Genomic DNA, 21,092 nt, shown 5'->3' with positions numbered 1-21,092 from the left:
AATCCGCCTAATTCTGACAAATTCCTTCCCATAATTCTTCTTAATTTCCTTATCTTCACACCAAAATCTTGAATATGAAAACTGCAGATTGGAAAACAGTAAAAGAATACGAAGACATCACCTATAAAAAGTCAAATGGTGTAGCTAGAATTGCATTCAATAGACCCGATGTTAGGAACGCTTTTAGACCTAAAACAACATCGGAATTATACGAAGCTTTTTACGATGCACAAGAAGATCCTTCAATTGGTGTTGTGTTATTATCTGCAGAAGGTCCAAGTAGCAAGGACGGCGTATATTCTTTCTGTTCAGGTGGAGATCAAAAAGCAAGAGGAAAACAAGGTTATGTAGGTGAAGATGGAATGCACCGTTTAAACATTCTTGAAGTTCAAAGATTGATTCGTTTCATGCCAAAAGTTGTAATTGCTGTCGTTCCAGGATGGGCAGTTGGCGGTGGACACTCTTTACACGTTGTTTGTGACTTAACTTTAGCGAGTAAGGAACATGCGATATTCAAACAAACAGATGCCGACGTTACAAGTTTTGACGGAGGTTACGGTTCTGCTTACCTTGCAAAAATGGTGGGTCAGAAAAAAGCCCGTGAGATTTTCTTCTTAGGACGTAATTATTCAGCGCAAGATGCGGTTGATATGGGAATGGTGAATGCAGCAATTCCGCATGCAGAATTAGAAGATACAGCTTTTGAATGGGCACAAGAAATATTGGATAAATCTCCTACATCAATTAGAATGTTGAAATTTGCTTTCAACTTAACAGATGATGGAATGGTTGGTCAACAAGTATTTGCTGGAGAAGCAACGCGTTTGGCCTACATGACAGATGAAGCAGAAGAAGGACGTAACGCATTTTTGGAGAAGCGTAAGCCAGACTTTTCTAACATAAAATGGATTCCATAGCTTATTAATTTCAATTGCGCATATCAGTAAAAATCAATTCCAACTTCAATTTAAGAAAATAGAATTGTTTAAAACAATACAATGAGCGAATTAAAATCAGCATTAGAACAAAGATTTGGAGCGCATCGCGTAAGTGATTATCCGATTGGTGAAGACGATTATATCGATTTATTAAAAATCGAAGTGGAGAAGAAATTCCCATTGACTATAATTTGCACAAACGGTCTCTCAACTTACGACATGCCTGTTAACGAAAGATACCAGGACAGAAAACATACTGAAATATTTTTCTGTCTGCCAGGATATTGGGATTTGAATGATGTTGAAAATGAAAACATGATGTGGCCTTTAAAAATCATTCAAAAACTCACCAAAAACGTTATTGAAGGGGAAACTTGGTATGGACCGGGTCATACAGTTGCCAATGGAAATCCTTCTACCAGTATTTCTACAACAATGAAGCAAGATTACTTACTTCTTGCTGATCCGATTGAATTAGAAGATTTTTTCGCTCCGGTAATAATAAATGGGGTTGAAGTACACTTTTTAGCCATCATTCCAATATTCCACAAAGAATACGAACAAAAAACGCATCAAGGATACCGGAAATGGATTAAGAAATTCCGTGGGAGAAATGGAGATGAAATTCTAGACGATTACAGAACATCAATTTATAAGAGTCGTTGGTTTAGATCGTGATGTTTTTCGGCATTTGTAGGCGCAATTTTTTTTACCATTGTAGAGGCACAATGCATTGTGCCTCTACAATGGTAAAAAAACCACCTACTGCGGTTCAAATGCCACGTTAATTTCTGCGATATAATTCATAACCTCGTCTCTTCCTTTTGCGGAAACACTTGATGTAACAAAAAATGGTGGCATAACCTCCCATTGTTTTAACATTTCGCGTTTATATTTCGCAAGTTTCTTATCCAATTCGACTGCCGACAATTTATCTGTTTTTGTGAACACCATAGAAAATGGTAAACCTTTGGTTGCACACCATTCCATAAATTCAACATCAATCTTTTGCGGTTCGAGTCGACTATCTATTAATATGAATGTATTGAGTAAATTTTCTCTTGTCAAAAGATACTCATCAATAAATAGCCCCCATTTCTTGCGGCTGGTCTTTGATGCTTTTGCGTATCCATAACCAGGTAAATCTACAAGGAACCATTCCTTATTAATAATAAAATGGTTAATTAATTGTGTCTTCCCTGGCTTCCCAGAAGTTTTTGCCAACTTTTTATGGTTGGTCAACATATTAATAAGAGAGGACTTCCCTACATTTGAGCGACCAATAAAGGCATACTCAGCAAGCTTAGGCTCTGGACATTTATCCACCTCTGTATTACTAATCACGAACTCTGCAGAATGTATAACCATAACATCAATTTTTCACAAAGTTATTTTTTTAAAATCAGCAAACATAAAATTGGTGCGCAAAATCATTTTTATTTCTATCTTTAACGCATTGTTAAATAAGTTAACAATAATAATTAAGCCCTACAGGGCACTAATAACAAGTAAACTTTGGGCGAAAGTAGTATCGCAAAGCATAATTTCGTGTTTTAATTTTGAATTTCAAAACATAAATTATTTCTTTGTAGGCTGAATTAACCCTTTAAAAATAGGAAAAAATGTCTGATATCAAATCAAGAGTTGTATCAATTATTATTGATAAGTTGGGTGTAGAAGAAGCAGAAGTAACAACGGAAGCGTCATTCACAAATGATCTAGGAGCAGATTCTCTAGACACAGTTGAGTTAATTATGGAATTCGAAAAAGAATTCAATATTGCTATTCCAGATGACCAAGCAGAGAACATTCAAACTGTAGGTCAAGCAGTTTCTTACATTACAGAACACGCAAAATAAGCAGTTACAATTTGGTAACAAACTGCAAATTAAAATTTAGATTTAATTCATGGAACTTAAACGAGTTGTTGTAACAGGACTAGGAGCTTTAACACCTATCGGAAATACTGTAGAAGAGTATTGGAATGCATTACTATCCGGTAAAAGCGGTGCTGCACCTATCAAACAATTTGATGCTTCTAAATTCAAAACGCAGTTTGCTTGCGAAATTAAAAACTTCGATGTTAATGATTTCATTGACAGAAAAGATGCTAGAAAATTAGATCAATTTTCTCAATATGCCATGGTTTCCGCTACGGAAGCCATGGTTGATTCTCAACTATTGGAATCAAATCCAAACAGAGATCGTATTGGTGTAATTTGGGGGTCAGGAATTGGTGGTTTAAAAACATTGCAAGATGAACATGAAGATTTCATGAATGGTGATGGAACTCCAAAATTCAACCCTTTCTTTATTCCTAAAATGATTGTTGATATCGCTGCAGGGCATATCTCAATTAAATATGGATTACGTGGTCCAAATTATGCTACTGTTTCGGCATGTGCTTCTTCAACCAATGCTATTATTGACGCTTTCAATCTAATTCGTTTAGGTAAAGCAGATGCAATTGTAACAGGTGGTTCTGAAGCTGCAGTTACTATTATGGGAGTTGGCGGATTCAATGGTTTACGTGCGCTTTCAATGCGTAACGATTCTCCGGAAACTGCTTCTCGTCCATTCGACAAAGACAGAGATGGTTTTGTTTTAGGTGAAGGTGCTGGTGCACTTATCCTTGAAGATTATGATCATGCAATTAAACGTGGTGCAAAAATCTACGCTGAAGTTGCTGGTGGTGGAATGTCAAGTGACGCTTACCACATTACGGCTCCTCATCCAGACGGAATTGGAGCAAGAAATGTAATGATCGAAGCATTGAAAGATGCAGAACTTCAACCAGAAGATGTTGATTACATCAATGTTCATGGTACTTCTACTCCACTTGGAGATATTGCTGAACCAAAAGCAATTAAACACGTATTCGGAGAACATTCTTATAAACTGAATATTTCTTCTACGAAATCAATGACAGGTCACTTACTTGGTGCGGCAGGAGCTATTGAAGCAATTGCTTGTATTCTAGCTGTGAAACATGACATTGTTCCTCCAACAATCAATCACTTTACGGATGATCCGGAGATTGATAACAAGATGAACTTTACTTTTAATAAAGCACAAAAACGTAAAGTTGATGTAGCTTTATCGAATACATTCGGTTTTGGAGGGCACAATACCTCTGCAATCTTTAAAAAGTTAAAGTAAGCGTTTTGAGACGATTGTTTTTATTTCGATCAAGCCCGAAAAGCAAAAATGACCTTAAGTTAATTCGATTCATAATTAAGAAATTTGGGCATAGACCAAAAAAATTAGTTTTGTTTAAAATCGCGTTGACCCACAAGTCAATTTCTAACGCTTCTGATAAACTCATTTCAAATGAGCGGTTAGAATTTTTAGGAGATACTATTCTTGATGCAATAATTGCAGATTTTCTTTTCCATAAATTCCCCGAAGAAGACGAGGGTTATCTAACCAAGGTGAAATCAAAAATGGTGAGTCGAAAAACTTTGACAACCATAGCTCAATCTATGGGAATTGCGGATCACATTGTTTACCAAACGGGCCGAAGCATCAGGTTGGCAACACTCGAAGGAAACGCGTTTGAAGCATTAATTGGAGCAATTTATATCGACTCAGGTTACGAAGCCGCCAAAAAATCCATCTTCCATTCCGTTTTAAGAGCGCATCTAGATTTACCTACTCTATTAGAAAAAGAAATTGACTTCAAAAGTAGACTCTATATATGGACACAGAAAAGTCATTTGGACATAGAGTTTAAACTAATCACAGAAAAATTCGCTGACGGAAAATGGTTCTATGAAGTTGAAGTGTTCATCAACTCAAATCCTTATGGAAAAGGTACAGGAGATTCCAAAAAAGTAGCCGAACAAGCAGCTTCAAAAGAGACCTTACAATTGATGGGAGCAATTTAAAACTCCTCTATTTCTTTATTCGATTCCAATCTTTGCTCTTCTACTTGATTAAAAAAGACTTTTATTACCTAAAAGACCTTAATCCACCTCTCTTTTCTTAAATAATTATTAGTTTTATAAACTACTAACGATTATTACAATTATGAAATCCCAATATATTAGGTCCTTTTTTGTCGCGCTATTTCTGTTTCCATTAATACTAAACGCTCAAGAGTCAAGCCTTACACAATTTAAAACCTCTAAATCTATAGGAAAAGCTCCTGTTATTTTCACAACTTCTTTTGATGATAAAGTAGCCGCCAAAATAGAAAGCACCAACAATATAAAAGATGATGATAAAGAAGAATATGCTAGATATACTAATTATGCATTAAATAGCCTTCTTCAATCGGGATTAGTTCTTTATGGCGATCCGATGACCGTTTTTGTTGAAAAAGTTGCTGCAAAACTCCTAGCAAACGAACCAAATTTAGAGAAAGAACTACAGTTTTATGTCATTAAATCTAATATTACCAATGCGCTTTGCACAGATCCCGGTGTCATATTTATAACCACTGGATTAATTTCACAGATTGAAAACGAAGCACAATTGGCCTATATCATCGCTCATGAAATTGTTCATTATCAAGAAAAGCACTTAGAGGAATCTTTCAATAAATCAAAGGAGACTAATCTCGAGATAACGACATCCTACGAAGATCTTGTTTTACTTTCAAAAGATCATGAATTTGAAGCGGATGCAAATGCTTTAAAACTTTATCATGCAGCGGGATATTCAGATAAAGAAATCAATACTGTTTTTGATGTTTTGATGTATTCTTATCTCACCTTTGACGAAGTTAAAATTGACAATTCTTTTTTTGGTAACCCGGAAGTCTATATTCCAGAATCATATTTTCCAGAAAAAGCAAATCCAATTTTAGCATTTGAAGAATACGATGACAGTAAAAGTACGCACCCTAATATCAGAAGAAGAAAAGATGCTATTGCTAATGAAATTGAGAAATACAGCGATTGGGAAAATAACAGCCATTTTATTGAAACTGAAGAGTTTTCTTATGTCCAAAATATTGCAAGATTTGAATCGGTTAGAGAAAACTTATTGCGCTCGGACTACATAAAATCACTTTATGAAATTTACATCTTAGAAAAGGAATTCCCGAAAAACGAATTTTTACAAACGAGTAAAGCACTTGCTTGGTTATTTATGAGTCAAACAAATCTATCTGGAAAGAAAAGATCATTCATAAAAAAAATTGATGAAAAAGAAGGTTCTATTTCAATGGTTTACAGCTTCCTCTCAAAACTTTCTTCAGAGGAAATGGCTTTAATGGCAGTTAGACAAACCCATGATATTCATAAGGAATTTCCTTCTTCAAAAAGAATTAAAGAAATAAGAGATGAAGCAATTTCTGCTCTTGCACATGTTAGAAGATTCGACATTAATAAATTAGAGAAAATCAGTTACCTAGATGCAATTAAACTAAGAGAAGAATATTTGACTGACACAGTTCAAACGGATACTTTAGCAATTGAGGGAGAATCTAAATATGATAAAATTAAAAGAATTCGAGCAAAACAAAGTTCAACTAAAAGCACAACGGAACTTATTGATGAAAACTTTTCGGCTTTCCTTCTATATGATTTAGTTGGGAATCGTGAATTCAATGAAATTTACGAAAAGGAAATTGAAAAAATAAAGAATGAAAAAGGTTATACCTCACTTTCAAAAAAAGAGAGAAAGCAACTAAAAAAGGAAAGAAATAAAAAACTAGAAGGTGATATTATTTTAATTACTCCTCAACTAGAAGCAAATTACAAAGGGAATTTCGATTTAGATAAAACACTATTGTTTTATGATATAATGGTTAAAGAAATACCTAAATATGCTCCAACTGAACGAGTGTATGATAACAGCATTGCCTTAGCCGAAGACTTTACCACTGAGAAATATAACGAAGCTTGTTTGATCAACTCTTACCTAGTTCAAAAGATAAATCTAAACAATGGAGAGTTTAAAGATCAAATAATTGATTATGAAGACATGCAAGGATTAATTAAAAAATTCAACAATCCTTATCTTGTTTTGATCTCTGGTGAAGCAAACAAATCATCAATATTCAGAAATTCTCTATCAGGAAAAGCCCAGTACATAGAAATTTCAACTGGAAATGTTTTAAAATCGAACTACTATTCTGTGAATTTGAAAATCCGAAAAGCTTCAGTAGGTGGTTTAGTATTTGAAGTATTCTCAAAATTTTAATTAAAGAAAATGAAAAATTTACATCTAATTATATTTGCCTGCTTATTGTTTTGTTTCTCACAAAGCACATACGGACAAAGCACCAATTTCTTTAATCAGAAAAATATATTTTCAGTTCGCGCTAGCTTTAATCCCCGCTTAATCCCAATTGGACAAAACGGAAATTATACCGATGATGGGATGTACGCAAATGAAGGCGTTGGGAGAGGAACTTATTATCAATATTACGACCAGAACAATAAACTAGTTGGTGGAGATCAAAAGTTTAATTTAATGCTTAATGCTTCGTATAAAAGGATTTATAATTCAGACAAAGTAATAGGAGTAGAATTTAATTATCAAAAACACAATCTTACAATTAATGAAACTGCAAACATTGGATTTACTGAAGATGATTACGATATTTCAAAGCCATTTTTAATCTCAACACCTGTCTTTAACACCTATGACATTCAAATTCTACTGGGTAGTTTTTCTGATGCTGTCCTTGCGCCAAATCAACATTTATTCACCTACGGATTAGGAGTGCGTATGTTCTCACTTGATCAAGATCAAAATTATCGAATAGATTCCGAAACGCCTATCACGGACTTGGATGATTTTTTGGACGATTACGAAAAGGTATTCATTTATACACGGTTCTCAATGAATTACACATACAGAATGTTAATCACAAAAAACCTGAGTCTAGATTTAGGCTTGAATTTTAATATTGGCCTATATCAAGACATGGATGCAGTTGATAATTTACCGATGGAATATGGCTATTTTACTGGAGAATCAGCTGCTTATTCCAGAAATTTTGTTAGGAACAAGCTCGGTCACGAAACATTCTTTAACATGCTATATTTTAGAACAGGATTATCATTTGCTATTTAATAGCTTAAAAAAACATTATGAAAAACTTAATTACTTTAATAACGATTACATTATTAGCATTTTCAATTAATGCTCAGGAAATTATTTCTTCTCAAAAAGCAAGAAGAGTAAAAAACCACAAGGGAGACGGATTAATTTATGCGCAAGAGAAAATCTATTTACAAAAAGCAAAACATAACAAAATAAACATTTATAAAGACGGAAGTAAAGCTGGGAGTAAAAACTTCAATAAAAAAATTGGAGGCGAACGCACTAAGACTGTAAAAACCATTTTTAACAGTGAAGGGATAACGAGAATATATAGTATTGAACAAGATATGTCTATCGAACTTTACACTCAGAAATACACACTGGACTATAACGCGATTGGTGACCCTATGAGATTTGCTGATATCCAAATGGACCCAGCTAATTTTTTTAGGATGGAATACTATGCTGAAAATAGCGAACAAACTGGAAACACCTTAATTTCTATTCATCTAGAATATCAAAATGCTGCCAATCAATTAAAACTTTTTCTTTTCGACGAAGATTATCAAGAGTTAAATGCTGTACAGGCCACTGCTTCGACAAATTTCAGTCAATTTGAAATAATTGCCTCTAAAGTATTATCAAATGACAAGGCTGTTTTTTTAGTAAGAGAATATGAACAAACAACCTCTTTATACACTACAACAAAAAATATTTTTGCTTCAAACATGATAACCTTCAGTCAAGAAGAAGAGCCTAAAATCAATAAAATGCTTCCAGACTATAGCAGAATTATTAAATATACGATTAGTGAAAATATTTCTGATAATAAAGTTTTGATTGCTATACAGTCTCAATTGAATGAAAGTGAATCTGAGGAACAAAATGAGGAAACTGATAAGAACATACTTGGAGTATACACTTATAATTTTAAAACTTCTGAATTGACTAGGAAATCATATCCCATAGATGCTGAAATCAAAAAAACCAGAAGAGGAATTGGCTCCATTAAGAAGGTTATATTTGACAATGAAGGGTCATCTTATTTCATATTTACAATGACAGCGTCTGGAGGAAGAATTGATTATGGTGCACACACAATTAAATTAGATAAGGATGGTAAATACATTTGGGGAACACCTTTAGTCAGAAAAGATGTTTCTGATATTAAATACAGACTTACTGGATATTTGGTTTACGTGAATGATCAAAATGAATTAGAAATGATTTTCAACAGTAAGAAGAATGTATTTAAAAAAGGAGAATACAAAGCGAATGACAGCAATGGAATATGGTTTTTTCATAAAATGGATGTAAGTAAAAAAACCATTCCTATAAAAGCCACCTTCAATTCTAATTCTGGAGAAGTAGAGATTAAAAGAATCTTGGAGAAAGAAAATGTGAATTCAATTGCTTATAAAAATGCAATTGAGACTAAAGAAAATGGAGTATATTATGCTATTCATAACATAGGAGGAAAAACATTTGTATCTTTAATCGACTTCAAAAGAAAATAAAAATCATTTATTCATGAATTGCCATTCTCTAAAAACATTTTTCGCTATAGTATTTTTTATGCATTTAGGCGTTATCGCCCAGGATGACACTTTTGCTAATTTTAAAACCACATTATCCATAGGAACACCTCCAGCTATTTTCACAACTTCTTTTGATGATAAAGTTGCTGAGAGAATTAAAAGTTCGACAAAAGTGGATGAAGAAAACAGAGAAGATTATGCCAAATATTCCAATTACGCTTTAAATAATCTACTCAAATCAGGTTTTGTTCTCTATGGAGATCCAATGACAAAATATGTTGAAAAAGTTGCAGCAAATTTATTGAAAAACGAGCCAGGATTAAGACGAAGATTACAGTTTTATGTACTGAAAACGAATACAACAAATGCATTATGTACTGAACCCGGAATAATTTTCATTACAACAGGATTAATTTCTCAAATTGAAAATGAAGCACAGTTGGCTTATATTATTGCGCATGAAATAGTTCATTATCAAGAAAAACATCTTCAAAAGTCATTCACTAAATCAAAGGAAAGTGAATTGAATCCAACAACTTCGTATGAAGATCTTGTTTTACTTTCCAAAGACCATGAATTTGAAGCGGATAAAGATGCTTTAAAACTTTATCATGCGGCAGGTTATTCTGACAAAGAAGTGAATACCGTTTTTGATGTTTTGATGTATTCTTACCTCACATTTGATGAAGTAGATGTTGACAGTACATTTTTTGGAAACCCTGAAATTTATATTCCACGATCATACTTCCCAGACAGACCTAATCCAATTTTGGCTTTTGAAGATTATGACGACAGCAAGAGTTCACATCCTAATATTCGAAAAAGAAAAGACGCCATCGCTGATGAAATTAAAAAATACAGTGATTGGAAAAACAATACAAGCTTTCTAAATGAAGAAGAATTTAAAACAATTCAAAACATTGCAAGATTTGAATCCGTAAGGGAAAATTTATTGGTATCAAATTACATTAAAGCGCTTTATGAAATTTATATTCTAGAAAAAGAATTTCCTAATAATGAATATTTACAAACAAGCAAGGCAGTCGCTTGGGCAACAATTAACCAACTTTCTTTAAATGGAAAAAAAAGAGGCCTTACTGAGGATATGGCAGAAAGAGAAGGAGCCATTTCAATATTATTTGGTCTTTTTAGTAACCTAAATCAAATAGAATTAGCACTTTTAAGTTTAAGACAAATTGAAGATGTTTACAAACAATTTCCAAGTTCTAAAAGAGTAGAGGAAATCAGAAATGAAGCCATTGGAAGTCTAGCAGGTTTGCGAAATTTAAAAATTGATGACCTAGAAAGTGTAAGCTATCGAGCGGCTCAACGTTATAATAATAAAATTGATTCCGTTTCATCAACCCCAAAAATTGACAGCACCTTATTTAAAGATGAAACAAAATATGATAGAATTAGGAGAATTCGTGAACAACAAAGCTCAGAAAGAGGAACAACCACTGAACTCACTGATGATAACTTCTCTTTATTCTTTCTCTACGACTTAGCAAAGAGCGGTGAATTTCATGAAATTTATAATGCTGAAAAAGAAAAATATACCCGTTCAAAAGTTATTCGATATAGCTATAATGAAGTTAACGAAGATGATAATAATTTAAGTAAAAGTGATTTAATTTTGATCACTCCAAGACTAGTTGCAGAAACCAAAGGTGAGTTTGATCTTGACGCAACTCTATTGTTTTATGAATATTTGAATGGAGGATTTGAAAAACACGCTCCAAAAGATAGACTAAAGAGCAAAGATATTTCATTGACAGCGGAATTCACAACAGAAAAATACAACGAGGCAGCATTAATTAATTCATTTTTAATTCAAACTGCGAATCTTAAAAACAACAACGTGAAAAATCTTTGGGTTGATTATGACGAGATGAATAGTTTGATGAGCCAATATAATGATCCTTACCTCCTATTGATTTCTGGAAAATATTACTTTGATAAGTTTTCAAGTAAGGCGGTTACCGGTGATGCTAAATACATTCATATTGCCACAGGTGAAATTTACAGTTCAAGAGCGTATGATTCAAGATACAAATTAAATAAATTATCAGTTGAGGGACTTACTCATTTGGTGTTTTCTAAATTCAACTAGAATCTAAATTTACAAGTATTGAAGAAGTAAAGTGTATCTTCAATGCACTTGAAAGTCAGCATAAAAATAAATAATATTGTATTTCGAATTATTTTAATTACATTTGCACTGTTTTATATACAAATTTAATAGAACGAGGGGACAATTTGTCCCCTCTTTTTGTAAGTATGCTGAAGAAGAAAATCATAGAAGAACTAGCAATAGAGAGAATAAACGAGCTGGATAAAGGCTTGTTCATTGTAGAGATAGCAATATCATCAAACAATGTCATTCAAGTAGAGTTAGACGTAGAAGACGGAAATGTAGCCATTAATGACTGCGTTTCTGTCTCAAGGAACATAGAACACAATTTAGATAGGGAGGAACAAGATTTCGAACTGTCTGTGTCATCGGCGGGTTTAGATAAACCTTTTCGAGTTTTGAAACAGTACATTAAGAACATCGGAAACGAAATTAAGGTACAGCTGAAAGAAAAAAACAATACCATTGAAGGTGTGTTAAAGCACGTTGATGAAAATGGTATTAAACTGGAAACAACTTCGAAAGAGCGCGTTGAAGGGAAGAAGAAAAAAGAAATTGTTGTTCAAGAACATGAATACACTTTCGAAGAGATAAAGGAAACAAAAATTGTAATATCATTTAAATAGTGAACTAATGAATAGTATGAACTTAATAGAAGTTTTCACTGAATTCAAAGAATTTAAAAGTATTGACAGACAGACGATGATGCGTGTTTTAGAAGACGTATTTCGTACTATCTTAAAGAAAAAATATGGTACTGATGAGCATTGTGATGTTATTATCAATATCGACAAGGGTGATTTCGAAATTTGGGTAAACAAAGAAATTGTTCCTGATGGAGAGGTTGAAGACCCAAATATCGAGATAGCATATTCTCAAGCTGTAAAGATCGAACCAGATTTTGAAGTTGGAGAGGATGTTTCTGAGGAAATTAAATTTGAAGATTTCGGAAGAAGAAATATTCTTTCATTGCGTCAAAATTTAATTTCTAGAATTTTAGAATTAGAGAAAGACCAATTATACAAAGTATACAAAGACCGTATTGGAGATATCATCACTGGTGAGGTTTACCAAGTTTGGAAGAAAGAAATCCTTATTTTGGATGACGATGGAAATGAATTGATTTTACCAAAATCAGAGCAAATTCCTTCAGATTACTTCAAAAAAGGAGAACCTGTTCGTGCAGTTGTTGCGAAGGTAGATATGAGAAACAGTACTCCTGTGATTATATTATCTCGTTCGGCTCCTGAATTCTTGGAACGTTTGTTTGAATTAGAAGTACCAGAAGTTTTTGATGGTTTAATTACAATCAAGAAAATTGTGCGTGTTCCAGGTGAACGTGCTAAAGTTGCGGTTGAGTCATATGATGACAGAATTGACCCAGTTGGTGCTTGTGTTGGTATGAAAGGATCACGTATCCACGGTATTGTTCGTGAATTGCGCAATGAAAACATTGATGTAATTAACTACACAAACAATATGCAGTTGTATATTCAACGTGCGCTTTCACCAGCAAAAATTACGTCAGTAGAATTACTTGAAGAAGAAGAGCGTGCAAACGTTTATCTTAAAAATGATCAAGTTTCATTGGCAATTGGTAAAGGAGGATTTAATATCAAGTTGGCAAGTCGCTTAACGGGATACGAAATAGATGTTTACAGAGAAGGTGCTGAAGATGTAGAAGATGTTGACTTAGAAGAGTTTGCAGATGAAATCGACAGCTGGATTATAGATGAGTTGAAAGCAATTGGTTGCGATTCAGCAAAATCTGTACTTGAATTGGATGTAGCCGAGTTGATAAAAAGAACAGACCTAGAAGAGGAAACAATTCGTGAAGTCTTTAAGATTTTGGAGTCAGAGTTTGAATAGATTCAATACAAACCTTAACTTAGGCGTTTAATAAAGAATTATAGATTAATAGGAAGGACGTAATATATGGCCGGTAAAGTAAAAAGATTAAGCAAAGTTGCAAGAGAATTAAACGTAGGAATTTCCACGTTAGTAGAATTCTTGAAAACAAAAGAGATTGAGATAGACTCAAGTCCTAACACTAAGTTGGAACCTGAGCACTATGATATTTTGAGTGTAAAATTTGCTGATGATCAAACGCTGAAAGAAGAAGCGGAGAAAACAGCGGTAAAACGCGAAAAAAGGAAAACTGTTTCTTTGAAAACAAAAGAAGAGGAAAGTTCTAAAGTAGAAGAAGATGATGACGAAGATGACTTCGTTGTTCCTGAAAAGGAATCTCCTTCTCCAAAAGCTCCTGCGAAAGAACCTGAGGTAGCTGAGACTCCTAAAGTGGAAGTCAAAGAAGTGAAAAAGGAAGAACCGGTCGAAGAAGTTAAGAAAGAGGAACCTGTAAAAGCTGAACCTGAAGTAAAGCAGGAAGAAAAGCCAGCTGAGCAAGAAGATAAAGCCCCAAAATTAATTAAGGAAGAGCCTAAGTCGAAAGACGAAAAAAGCGGTGGACTTAATGTGATTGGTAAAATAGATCTTTCTAACATCGACACAAGAACGCGTCCTGACAAAAAGAAAAAGGAGAAGAAGAAAGAGGAAAAGCCAGCTGCTAAGAAGTACGAAAAGACAAAAACTCATACTCCAACTCCTACTCCTGAAAAGAAAGTAGAATCCAGAACTGTCGGAACTAGCAAGAAAGAAGAAGAGAAAAAACCAGCTATTGAAACTCCTGCTCCTAAAAAAGAGGAAAGAAAAGTTGATTTAATTTCTGTTTCTAGAAAAAAATTGGCTGGTCCTGTTGTTGTTGGTAAAATTATTTTACCAGAAAAGAAGGAACCTAAGAAAAAGGAACACGATAATAAAAGAAAACGTAAACGCATCAAGAAGGTTGATGTTAAGAAAACCGGAACTAATGCTCCAGCAACAAAAGGTCCTAGGACTGATGTTGTTCGTGCAAAAGGGAGAGGTGGAGTTAAGAAGCATGAGCCTAGAAAAGAGGTTACAGCTAAGGATATTGAAAAAGAAATTAAGGATACATTAGCACGTTTGTCTGGAGGAGGAAAATCCAAAGGATCTAAAAACAGACGAGCGAAAAGAGATTCTTATGCTGAAAAGCGTGAAAAAGAATTACAACAAGAGGAACAAGAAAAATCTATCTTAAAGCTTACTGAATTCGTTTCGGTTTCAGAATTGGCTTCGATGATGGATGTTGGACCAACTGAGGTTGTTTCAGCTTGTATGTCATTGGGTATTTTCGCTTCTATTAACCAACGTTTGGATGCTGAGACCATTCAAATTGTTGCAGAAGAGTTTGGATTTGATGTAGAATTCGTTTCTGCTGATGTTCAAGATTCTATTAAAGTAGAAGAAGATAAACCAGAGGATTTACTTGATCGTCCGCCAATTATTACTGTAATGGGTCACGTTGACCACGGTAAAACATCTTTATTGGATTACATCCGTAAAGCGAAAATTGCTGATGGTGAGGCAGGAGGAATTACACAGCACATTGGTGCTTACTCTGTAAAACTGAAAGGAAAACGTTTAACTTTCCTTGATACTCCAGGTCACGAAGCCTTTACTGCGATGAGAGCCCGTGGTGCGCAAGTTACTGACGTTGCAATTATTATTGTAGCAGCGGATGATGACGTGATGCCACAAACAAAAGAGGCAATTTCTCACGCTCAAGCGGCAAACGTACCAATGGTATTTGCAATCAATAAGATTGACAAGGCAGGTGCAAACCCAGATAAAATTAAAGAGCAACTTTCTCAAATGAACATTCTTGTAGAAGAATGGGGAGGAAAATATCAATGTCAAGAAATTTCTGCTAAACACGGTAAGAATATCGAAGAGCTACTTGAAAAAGTAATCTTAGAAGCAGATTTACTTGAATTGAAAGCGAATCCAAACAAGAATGCAACAGGAACTGTATTAGAATCTTCTCTTGATAAAGGAAAAGGATATGTAACCAACATGCTTGTTGAAGCAGGTACCTTAAGAGTTGGAGACATCATCTTAGCCGGTAAACATACAGGAAGAGTTCGTGCAATGTTGAATGAGAAAGGTCAAAACTTGACGACTGCGCCACCATCAACTCCAATTTCAATTATTGGTATTAACGGTGCACCAAGTGCAGGTGACAAGTTCTATATTATGAATGACGAACGTGAAGCAAGAAATATTGCATCACGAAGAGAGCAACTATACAGAGAACAAGGGTTACGTACTCAGAAACACATTACACTTGATGAAATCGGTCGTCGTTTAGCGATTGGTGACTTTAAGGAATTAAACATCATTGTGAAAGGTGACGTTGATGGTTCTATTGAAGCATTATCTGACTCATTATTGAAATTGTCTACTGAAGAAATTCAAGTAAATATTGTTCACAAAGCTGTAGGTGCAATTACTGAGGCAGATGTGAATTTAGCTTCTGCATCTGATGCGATTATTATTGGTTTCCAAGTGAGACCAACAGTATCGGCTAAGAAATTAGCGGATGAAGAGCAAATTGACATCAGATTGTACTCTGTAATTTACAAAGCAATCGACGAATTAAAATCTGCAATGGAAGGAATGTTATCTCCAGACATTAAAGAAGAAATCGTTGGTACTGCAGAAGTAAGAGAAACTTTCGACATTACGAAAGTAGGTACAATTGCTGGTTGTTATGTTACTTCAGGAACTATCCAACGTAATTCTAAGATTCGTTTGATTAGAGATGGAATTGTAACTCACGAAGGTAAGTTGGGATCATTGAAACGATTCAAAGACGACGTAAAAGAGGTGAAAAACAACTACGAATGTGGATTGAACATTGATAAGTTTAACGACATTAAAGCAGGTGATATCATCGAAGCTTACGAAGAAAAAGAAGTAGCAAGAAAACTTAAATAAAAGTTTCTTCACTAAATATTTAAAAGCTGTTCCAATTGGAGCAGCTTTTTTTTATGAAAAAAAATTAACCGCAATGGCGCTAAGAAGACGCAGAGTTCTCAAAGAAGAAAGAAGAGATAATGAATAAATAGTAGGTTAATTGTAATAGATTTTTGTATCTTAAATAAGCATTAGAAAATTAAAAAAAACCTTAAACCTAAATATCATGACTGAAAATCAAATAGCGAATCGAATAATTGGTTGCGCAATCGAAGTACATAAAGCTCTTGGCCCTGGATTATTGGAAAGCGCATACCAAGAATGTTTATTTTATAAACTTGGTATGGAAGACCTCAATGTAATTAAAGAGAAACCAATGCCTTTGGTATTCGGAGGAGTAAAGCTGGAATGTGGATATCGAATTGATTTACTAGTCGAAAACAAAGTTGAAATAGAAATTAAAAGTGTTGAAGCGTTAAATGATGTTCATCTAGCACAAACGTTAACTTATTTAAAACTTGGAGATTATAAATTAGGTTTACTTATCAACTTTCATGTTTCACTTTTAAAACATGGTTTAAAAAGAGTTGTGAATGGATTGTGATTTACAGTAAAACAAACCCCACAAGCCGTAATCCCTATGAAAACTCTAGTTGTTTAAAACAACTCTTCCTTACCTCCTCTTTTTCTTTTCTTGGCGACCTTTGCGAAAACCTCCGCGCCATTGCGGTTATTTATTTCTTCTTGTCAAAAGCAATGTTTTTTCGTAAGTTTGAATAAATTAAAATAAGAATAATATGAAATGGTATTTCGTTATAGTTGCAGCATTTGGATTAGTGATAACAAGTTGTAAAAATGATAACAAAAAAGAACTCTTATCAGAAATAGATAAGATGGAACATACTCTAGATAGTCTTGAAACAATTACTAATGATACAATAAGATACGACCCATCAGAAATCATAGCTTCTGTACGTGCTACAATACTAAATGTGAAAAAACATTATATAGCAGACACAATTGATTATAGGTTGGCAAATCAAATGAATTCCTATAAAGAAATCAGAAAAGTTATTTCAAAAAACTCTGGTAATCTAGCCAAAGCGAAACAAACTATTCCTGAAGTTCAGCAAAAATTAGATGATTTGAAACACGATATTGAAAATGGTGTGAATGATAGAGATAAATATCAAGAATTTATCAATTTCGAAAAATCTAAAATTCACGAAATCGAAGAAGTGCTAAAATACTATATCCAAACTACAGATAAATACTATACCAGATACGATTCACTTCATCCAATTATTAAAAATCTTGGAGATTCTTTAGTTAAGATTTCAAATGACTAAATTTATTCTACATATCGTATTTATATTTTCACTGACTTTTCTATTCGGACAAAGCACAGATGAACAGTTGGCAAATTATTACTTCAATGAGGGCGATTGTGAAAAAGCATTGCCCTATTTTGAAAAAGTCTATGATATAAACCCAAGTGAGTTTATTTTTAAACGTTATATATCTTGTTTAAAGGAATCAAATCAAGAAAAGGAAACGATTCAGTTAATAGAAAAGCAAATCGCAAATCATCCATACAATTTAGAATACCAAGTCGCTTTAGGAGATGAATATGAGCAGCAAAGCAACCAGAAGAAAGCGGATAAAGCCTTTTTAGATTTAATAGACAATCTTGCACCAAACCCAAGAACAATCATTGATTTGCAGAAAGCTTTTTCAAACCTTGGCAAATATGATCTGGCTTTGCAGACTTTAGAAAAAGGGAACCAAGTTCTGAAAGGAAATTATCCTTTGAATATCCAATTTGCAGAAGTTTATGGCGCTTTGAATCAAGATGAAAAAATGATTAAAGAATACATTGATCTTTTGGATTACAATCCGGGAATGATTTCTTCTTTAAAAATACTCATCCCTAGAATGATTGATTTTGATGAAGAAGACAATGCGCGTTTTAAAATGTTTCAGAACGAATTGATCCGTAAGATTCAGAAAAATCCTGATGATGCTATTTATTCCGAATTACTAGTTTGGGCATTAATTCAAAAAAGAAACTTTCCAGCGGCATTGGTTCAATCAAAAGCGCTAGATAAAAGAACAACTAACGATGGGCGAGAAGTTTATAAAATAGGAAATCAGGCAGCATTGAACAATGAGTTTTCGACTGCTAGATCTGCATTCAAATACATTATTGAGTTAGGTGAGGGCAAACCTTATTACTATTCAGCAGAACAATTATTGCTGAATACCCGTTATATGGAAATTACGACGTTGAGGAATTATTCATCATCACAGGTCGATGAAACGATTAATGAATATCAGAAAACTCTAGCGAGAATGCCTAAAAATGGTAAAGCTTTGCCAATCATTAGAGAGTTAGCATATATTCAAGCTTATTATGGCAATCAACCGGATTCAGCTATTCTTACCTTAGAAAATGCATTAAACCTTCCTAAATACAATGATGTTGAAGAAGCGAAAATAAAATTATTGATGGCCGATGTCTTGGTTCTGCGTAATAATGTTTGGGATGCTTCTTTACTTTATATGCAAGTAGAAAAACAATTCAAATATGAACCCATTGGCCAAGAAGCAAAATTTAAAAATGCTAGAATTTTTTATTATGATGGAGATTTCATTTTTGCACAATCTCAATTGGATGTTCTAAAAGAAGCCACTACCCGACTTATTGCCAACGATGCGATGAATTTATCAATCTTGATTACTGATAATTTAGGATTAGATTCAAACTTCGTAGCGATGGGACAATTTGCAAAAGCAGATTTATTATTAGAGCAACACAAATATGACGAAGCATTTCAACTCTATGATTCTATTACAGATATTTTTCCAGATCATAAATTAAAAGATGATATTTTAATGCGAAAATCTTCTGCTCACCAGTTTAAAGGCGAGTGGGAAACAGCAATTGGTCTGCTCCTTGAAATTGTAGAAAAACATGGTGATGATATTTTAGCAGATGATGCATTATATCAGATTGCACAGATGTATGAGAATCATCTTTTCGACAATAAAAAAGCTGCAGAATACTATTTTCAATTGATGAGAGATTATCCTGGAAGTTTGTTTGTTACGGAGGCACGAAAAGCATACAGAAAAATCAATTGATGTTTGTTTAGAATGTCTAATATCGGCGTTGCTAAAATTTTTATAATCAGTCATTGACAAATGTCAACTCCTTGAATTATAAAAATCTCAGCGCCTTGCTATTAAAAATTCTAATTCAAACACGACCTTGTATACTGGGAAATCAAAAATCATGGTTATATTTTTTTTTTAAAAGGTCGGTATTGTTAGGCAGATTAGAGCATGGTATTTTCAAATGTCAACTCCCTGGATTTCAAAAATAAGCATGCCTAGTTATTGAACATTCTAGTTCATAAATTGAAATGATACACTATGAAATATGTGCAAATTTTATTCTTATTCTTTTCATTCAAAATCAATTCTCAAATAGTTGTTGAAAAATATGACTTAAATATTGAGACAAATCTTTCTAATGACCTTCAAGAGATTTACGGTAAATTTCTAAATGAAAGCGTTTCATAAATTTCAATAGTTCAGATTAAAAAGCAATATATTAATAGTAATTACTATAACTTTCTGAGGAACAAAAAATTCTATTTATCAAGAGTCGATTATTGTTGAGGGTAAAATTGATAATCAATCTAGTCCAGCAAATAAACTTTTTCAAGGTCGTTTTTATAGAGTAGACTATGAATTTACTAAAAACGAAGTGTTTTTGGATAGTATTGAAACAAAGTTAGCATTGAAGGAAATATTTAATGGAGAGGACAGTGATATTGTAAATATGTGTTACATTACTCGGCACGCTGTCATTTTCTACGATTCTAATGGTAAATCAATCGGAATATATGAAATCTGTTTCGAGTGCTCAAATGTGAAAATAGGTATTGTTGGAACCAAGATGTTTTCAAGGAACTCACCTTACATTGAAAGTCTTTTCGCGAAATATGAAATGTTACTAAACTAAACAACTGTGTAAAATCATTTTAATTCCATGAATTAACAAATTCAATTGATATGATTTTTTAAATTAGTTGTTCTCTAATCACAACACACCAAGAATATCTAAAAATTCTCACGTTTTTATTGTGCGTGCGTAATATTTTTCGTAGCTTTAACACCCATGAAGTATACGAAAGCAGAAGATTATGTAGATTTCCATCTACGCCATGCGTGGCACAAGGTTTCACGTATGTATAATCAAAAGGCAAAAGCCCACGATTTAACGATGTCAATAGGATTTATCTTATTGATTGTTGACAAAGAAGGCACGCCAAGTACACAGTTAGGTCCACGAATGGGAATGGAACCGACGAGTCTATCGCGTACGCTCAAAACAATGGAAACCAAAGGATATATTTATCGAGAAATTGATAAAGATGACAAAAGAAAAGTGCTTATCTTTCTAACTCCACAAGGAGTAGATTTAAGGAGGGAAGTTAAAACTAAAGTCGTAACTTTCAACGAGAAGCTTCTAAAATCAATTCCAGAAAAGAAATTACAAGCATTTTTTGAAGTTATGGAAATTGTTGACGAGCATGTAGAAGACGAATTAAAATCATTAATAGTATAATTTAAATCTCA

18 protein-coding genes are annotated in these 21,092 nt (G+C 33.6%); 17 read left to right on the top strand and 1 reads right to left on the bottom strand.

Annotated features, from left to right (window positions below):
- The first annotated feature begins 74 nt into the window (after positions 1–74).
- Together ERX46_RS01425 and ERX46_RS01420 are read left to right on the top strand one after the other, a co-directional pair.
- Positions 75–917: a 1,4-dihydroxy-2-naphthoyl-CoA synthase gene (locus tag ERX46_RS01425; protein ID WP_130092047.1), complete on the top strand. Its 843-nt coding sequence runs from the start codon at positions 75–77 to the stop codon at positions 915–917.
- Positions 918–998: 81 nt separating this feature from the next.
- Positions 999–1,616, top strand: a complete 618-nt coding sequence (locus ERX46_RS01420; protein WP_130092046.1) for a suppressor of fused domain protein — start codon at positions 999–1,001, stop codon at positions 1,614–1,616.
- Positions 1,617–1,700: 84 nt separating this feature from the next.
- On the opposite strand, the gene yihA is transcribed toward ERX46_RS01420, so the two are convergent.
- The gene (gene yihA / locus ERX46_RS01415; RefSeq protein WP_130092045.1) at positions 1,701–2,306 is read right to left on the bottom strand and encodes a ribosome biogenesis GTP-binding protein YihA/YsxC; all 606 of its coding nucleotides are present in this window, start codon (positions 2,304–2,306) and stop codon (positions 1,701–1,703) included.
- 254 nt (positions 2,307–2,560) lie between these two features.
- Between yihA and ERX46_RS01410 the strand changes: the two genes are divergently transcribed.
- From ERX46_RS01410 to ERX46_RS01345, 15 genes are all read left to right on the top strand, one after another.
- Positions 2,561–2,797, top strand: a complete 237-nt coding sequence (locus ERX46_RS01410; protein ID WP_130092044.1) for an acyl carrier protein — start codon at positions 2,561–2,563, stop codon at positions 2,795–2,797.
- A 49-nt stretch (positions 2,798–2,846) separates the two neighbouring features.
- Positions 2,847–4,097 (top strand): beta-ketoacyl-ACP synthase II, encoded by a 1,251-nt coding sequence (gene fabF / locus ERX46_RS01405; protein ID WP_130092043.1) that lies wholly within the window; start codon positions 2,847–2,849, stop codon positions 4,095–4,097.
- Positions 4,098–4,102: 5 nt separating this feature from the next.
- Entirely contained in the window at positions 4,103–4,825 is a 723-nt protein-coding gene (rnc, locus tag ERX46_RS01400) for a ribonuclease III (protein WP_130092042.1), read from the top strand.
- Positions 4,826–4,967: 142 nt separating this feature from the next.
- Complete coding sequence (locus ERX46_RS01395; protein WP_130092041.1) at positions 4,968–7,088, top strand: M48 family metallopeptidase; 2,121 nt, start codon at positions 4,968–4,970, stop codon at positions 7,086–7,088.
- 9 nt (positions 7,089–7,097) lie between these two features.
- Entirely contained in the window at positions 7,098–7,967 is an 870-nt protein-coding gene (locus ERX46_RS01390; protein ID WP_130092040.1) for a hypothetical protein, read from the top strand.
- A 17-nt stretch (positions 7,968–7,984) separates the two neighbouring features.
- Entirely contained in the window at positions 7,985–9,454 is a 1,470-nt protein-coding gene (locus tag ERX46_RS01385) for a hypothetical protein (protein WP_130092039.1), read from the top strand.
- A gap of 13 nt (positions 9,455–9,467) precedes the next feature.
- On the top strand, positions 9,468–11,588 hold the full coding sequence (locus ERX46_RS01380) for a M48 family metallopeptidase (protein WP_130092038.1): 2,121 nt from the start codon (positions 9,468–9,470) through the stop codon (positions 11,586–11,588).
- Between the two features lie 167 nt (positions 11,589–11,755).
- Entirely contained in the window at positions 11,756–12,235 is a 480-nt protein-coding gene (gene rimP / locus ERX46_RS01375) for a ribosome assembly cofactor RimP (RefSeq protein ID WP_130092037.1), read from the top strand.
- Positions 12,236–12,242: 7 nt separating this feature from the next.
- Positions 12,243–13,478, top strand: coding sequence for a transcription termination factor NusA (nusA, locus tag ERX46_RS01370; RefSeq protein WP_130092036.1), 1,236 nt, complete (start codon positions 12,243–12,245; stop codon positions 13,476–13,478).
- Positions 13,479–13,544: 66 nt separating this feature from the next.
- Entirely contained in the window at positions 13,545–16,466 is a 2,922-nt protein-coding gene (gene infB, locus ERX46_RS01365; RefSeq protein WP_130092035.1) for a translation initiation factor IF-2, read from the top strand.
- A 205-nt stretch (positions 16,467–16,671) separates the two neighbouring features.
- Entirely contained in the window at positions 16,672–17,049 is a 378-nt protein-coding gene (locus ERX46_RS01360; protein WP_130092034.1) for a GxxExxY protein, read from the top strand.
- A 193-nt stretch (positions 17,050–17,242) separates the two neighbouring features.
- Positions 17,243–17,794, top strand: coding sequence for a hypothetical protein (locus ERX46_RS01355; RefSeq protein ID WP_130092033.1), 552 nt, complete (start codon positions 17,243–17,245; stop codon positions 17,792–17,794).
- Positions 17,787–19,589 carry a tetratricopeptide repeat protein gene (locus tag ERX46_RS01350; RefSeq protein WP_130092032.1) on the top strand — a complete coding sequence of 601 codons (1,803 nt, stop codon included), beginning with the start codon at positions 17,787–17,789 and terminating at the stop codon, positions 19,587–19,589. The genes ERX46_RS01355 and ERX46_RS01350 overlap by 8 nt, the downstream gene beginning before the upstream one ends.
- A gap of 291 nt (positions 19,590–19,880) precedes the next feature.
- A complete protein-coding gene (locus ERX46_RS17430) occupies positions 19,881–20,030 on the top strand; it encodes a hypothetical protein (RefSeq protein WP_165366113.1) in 150 nt (49 codons plus the stop codon).
- A gap of 601 nt (positions 20,031–20,631) precedes the next feature.
- Positions 20,632–21,081 (top strand): MarR family winged helix-turn-helix transcriptional regulator, encoded by a 450-nt coding sequence (locus ERX46_RS01345; RefSeq protein ID WP_130092031.1) that lies wholly within the window; start codon positions 20,632–20,634, stop codon positions 21,079–21,081.
- Positions 21,082–21,092 lie beyond the last annotated feature (11 nt).

Origin of the sequence: Brumimicrobium glaciale (assembly GCF_004152935.1) — a bacterium.
Classification (GTDB): Bacteria; Bacteroidota; Bacteroidia; order Flavobacteriales_D; family Crocinitomicaceae; genus Brumimicrobium; species Brumimicrobium glaciale.
The sequence above is the reverse complement of the archived record's forward strand: the minus strand, read 5'-3'. Positions and strand labels throughout refer to the sequence as shown.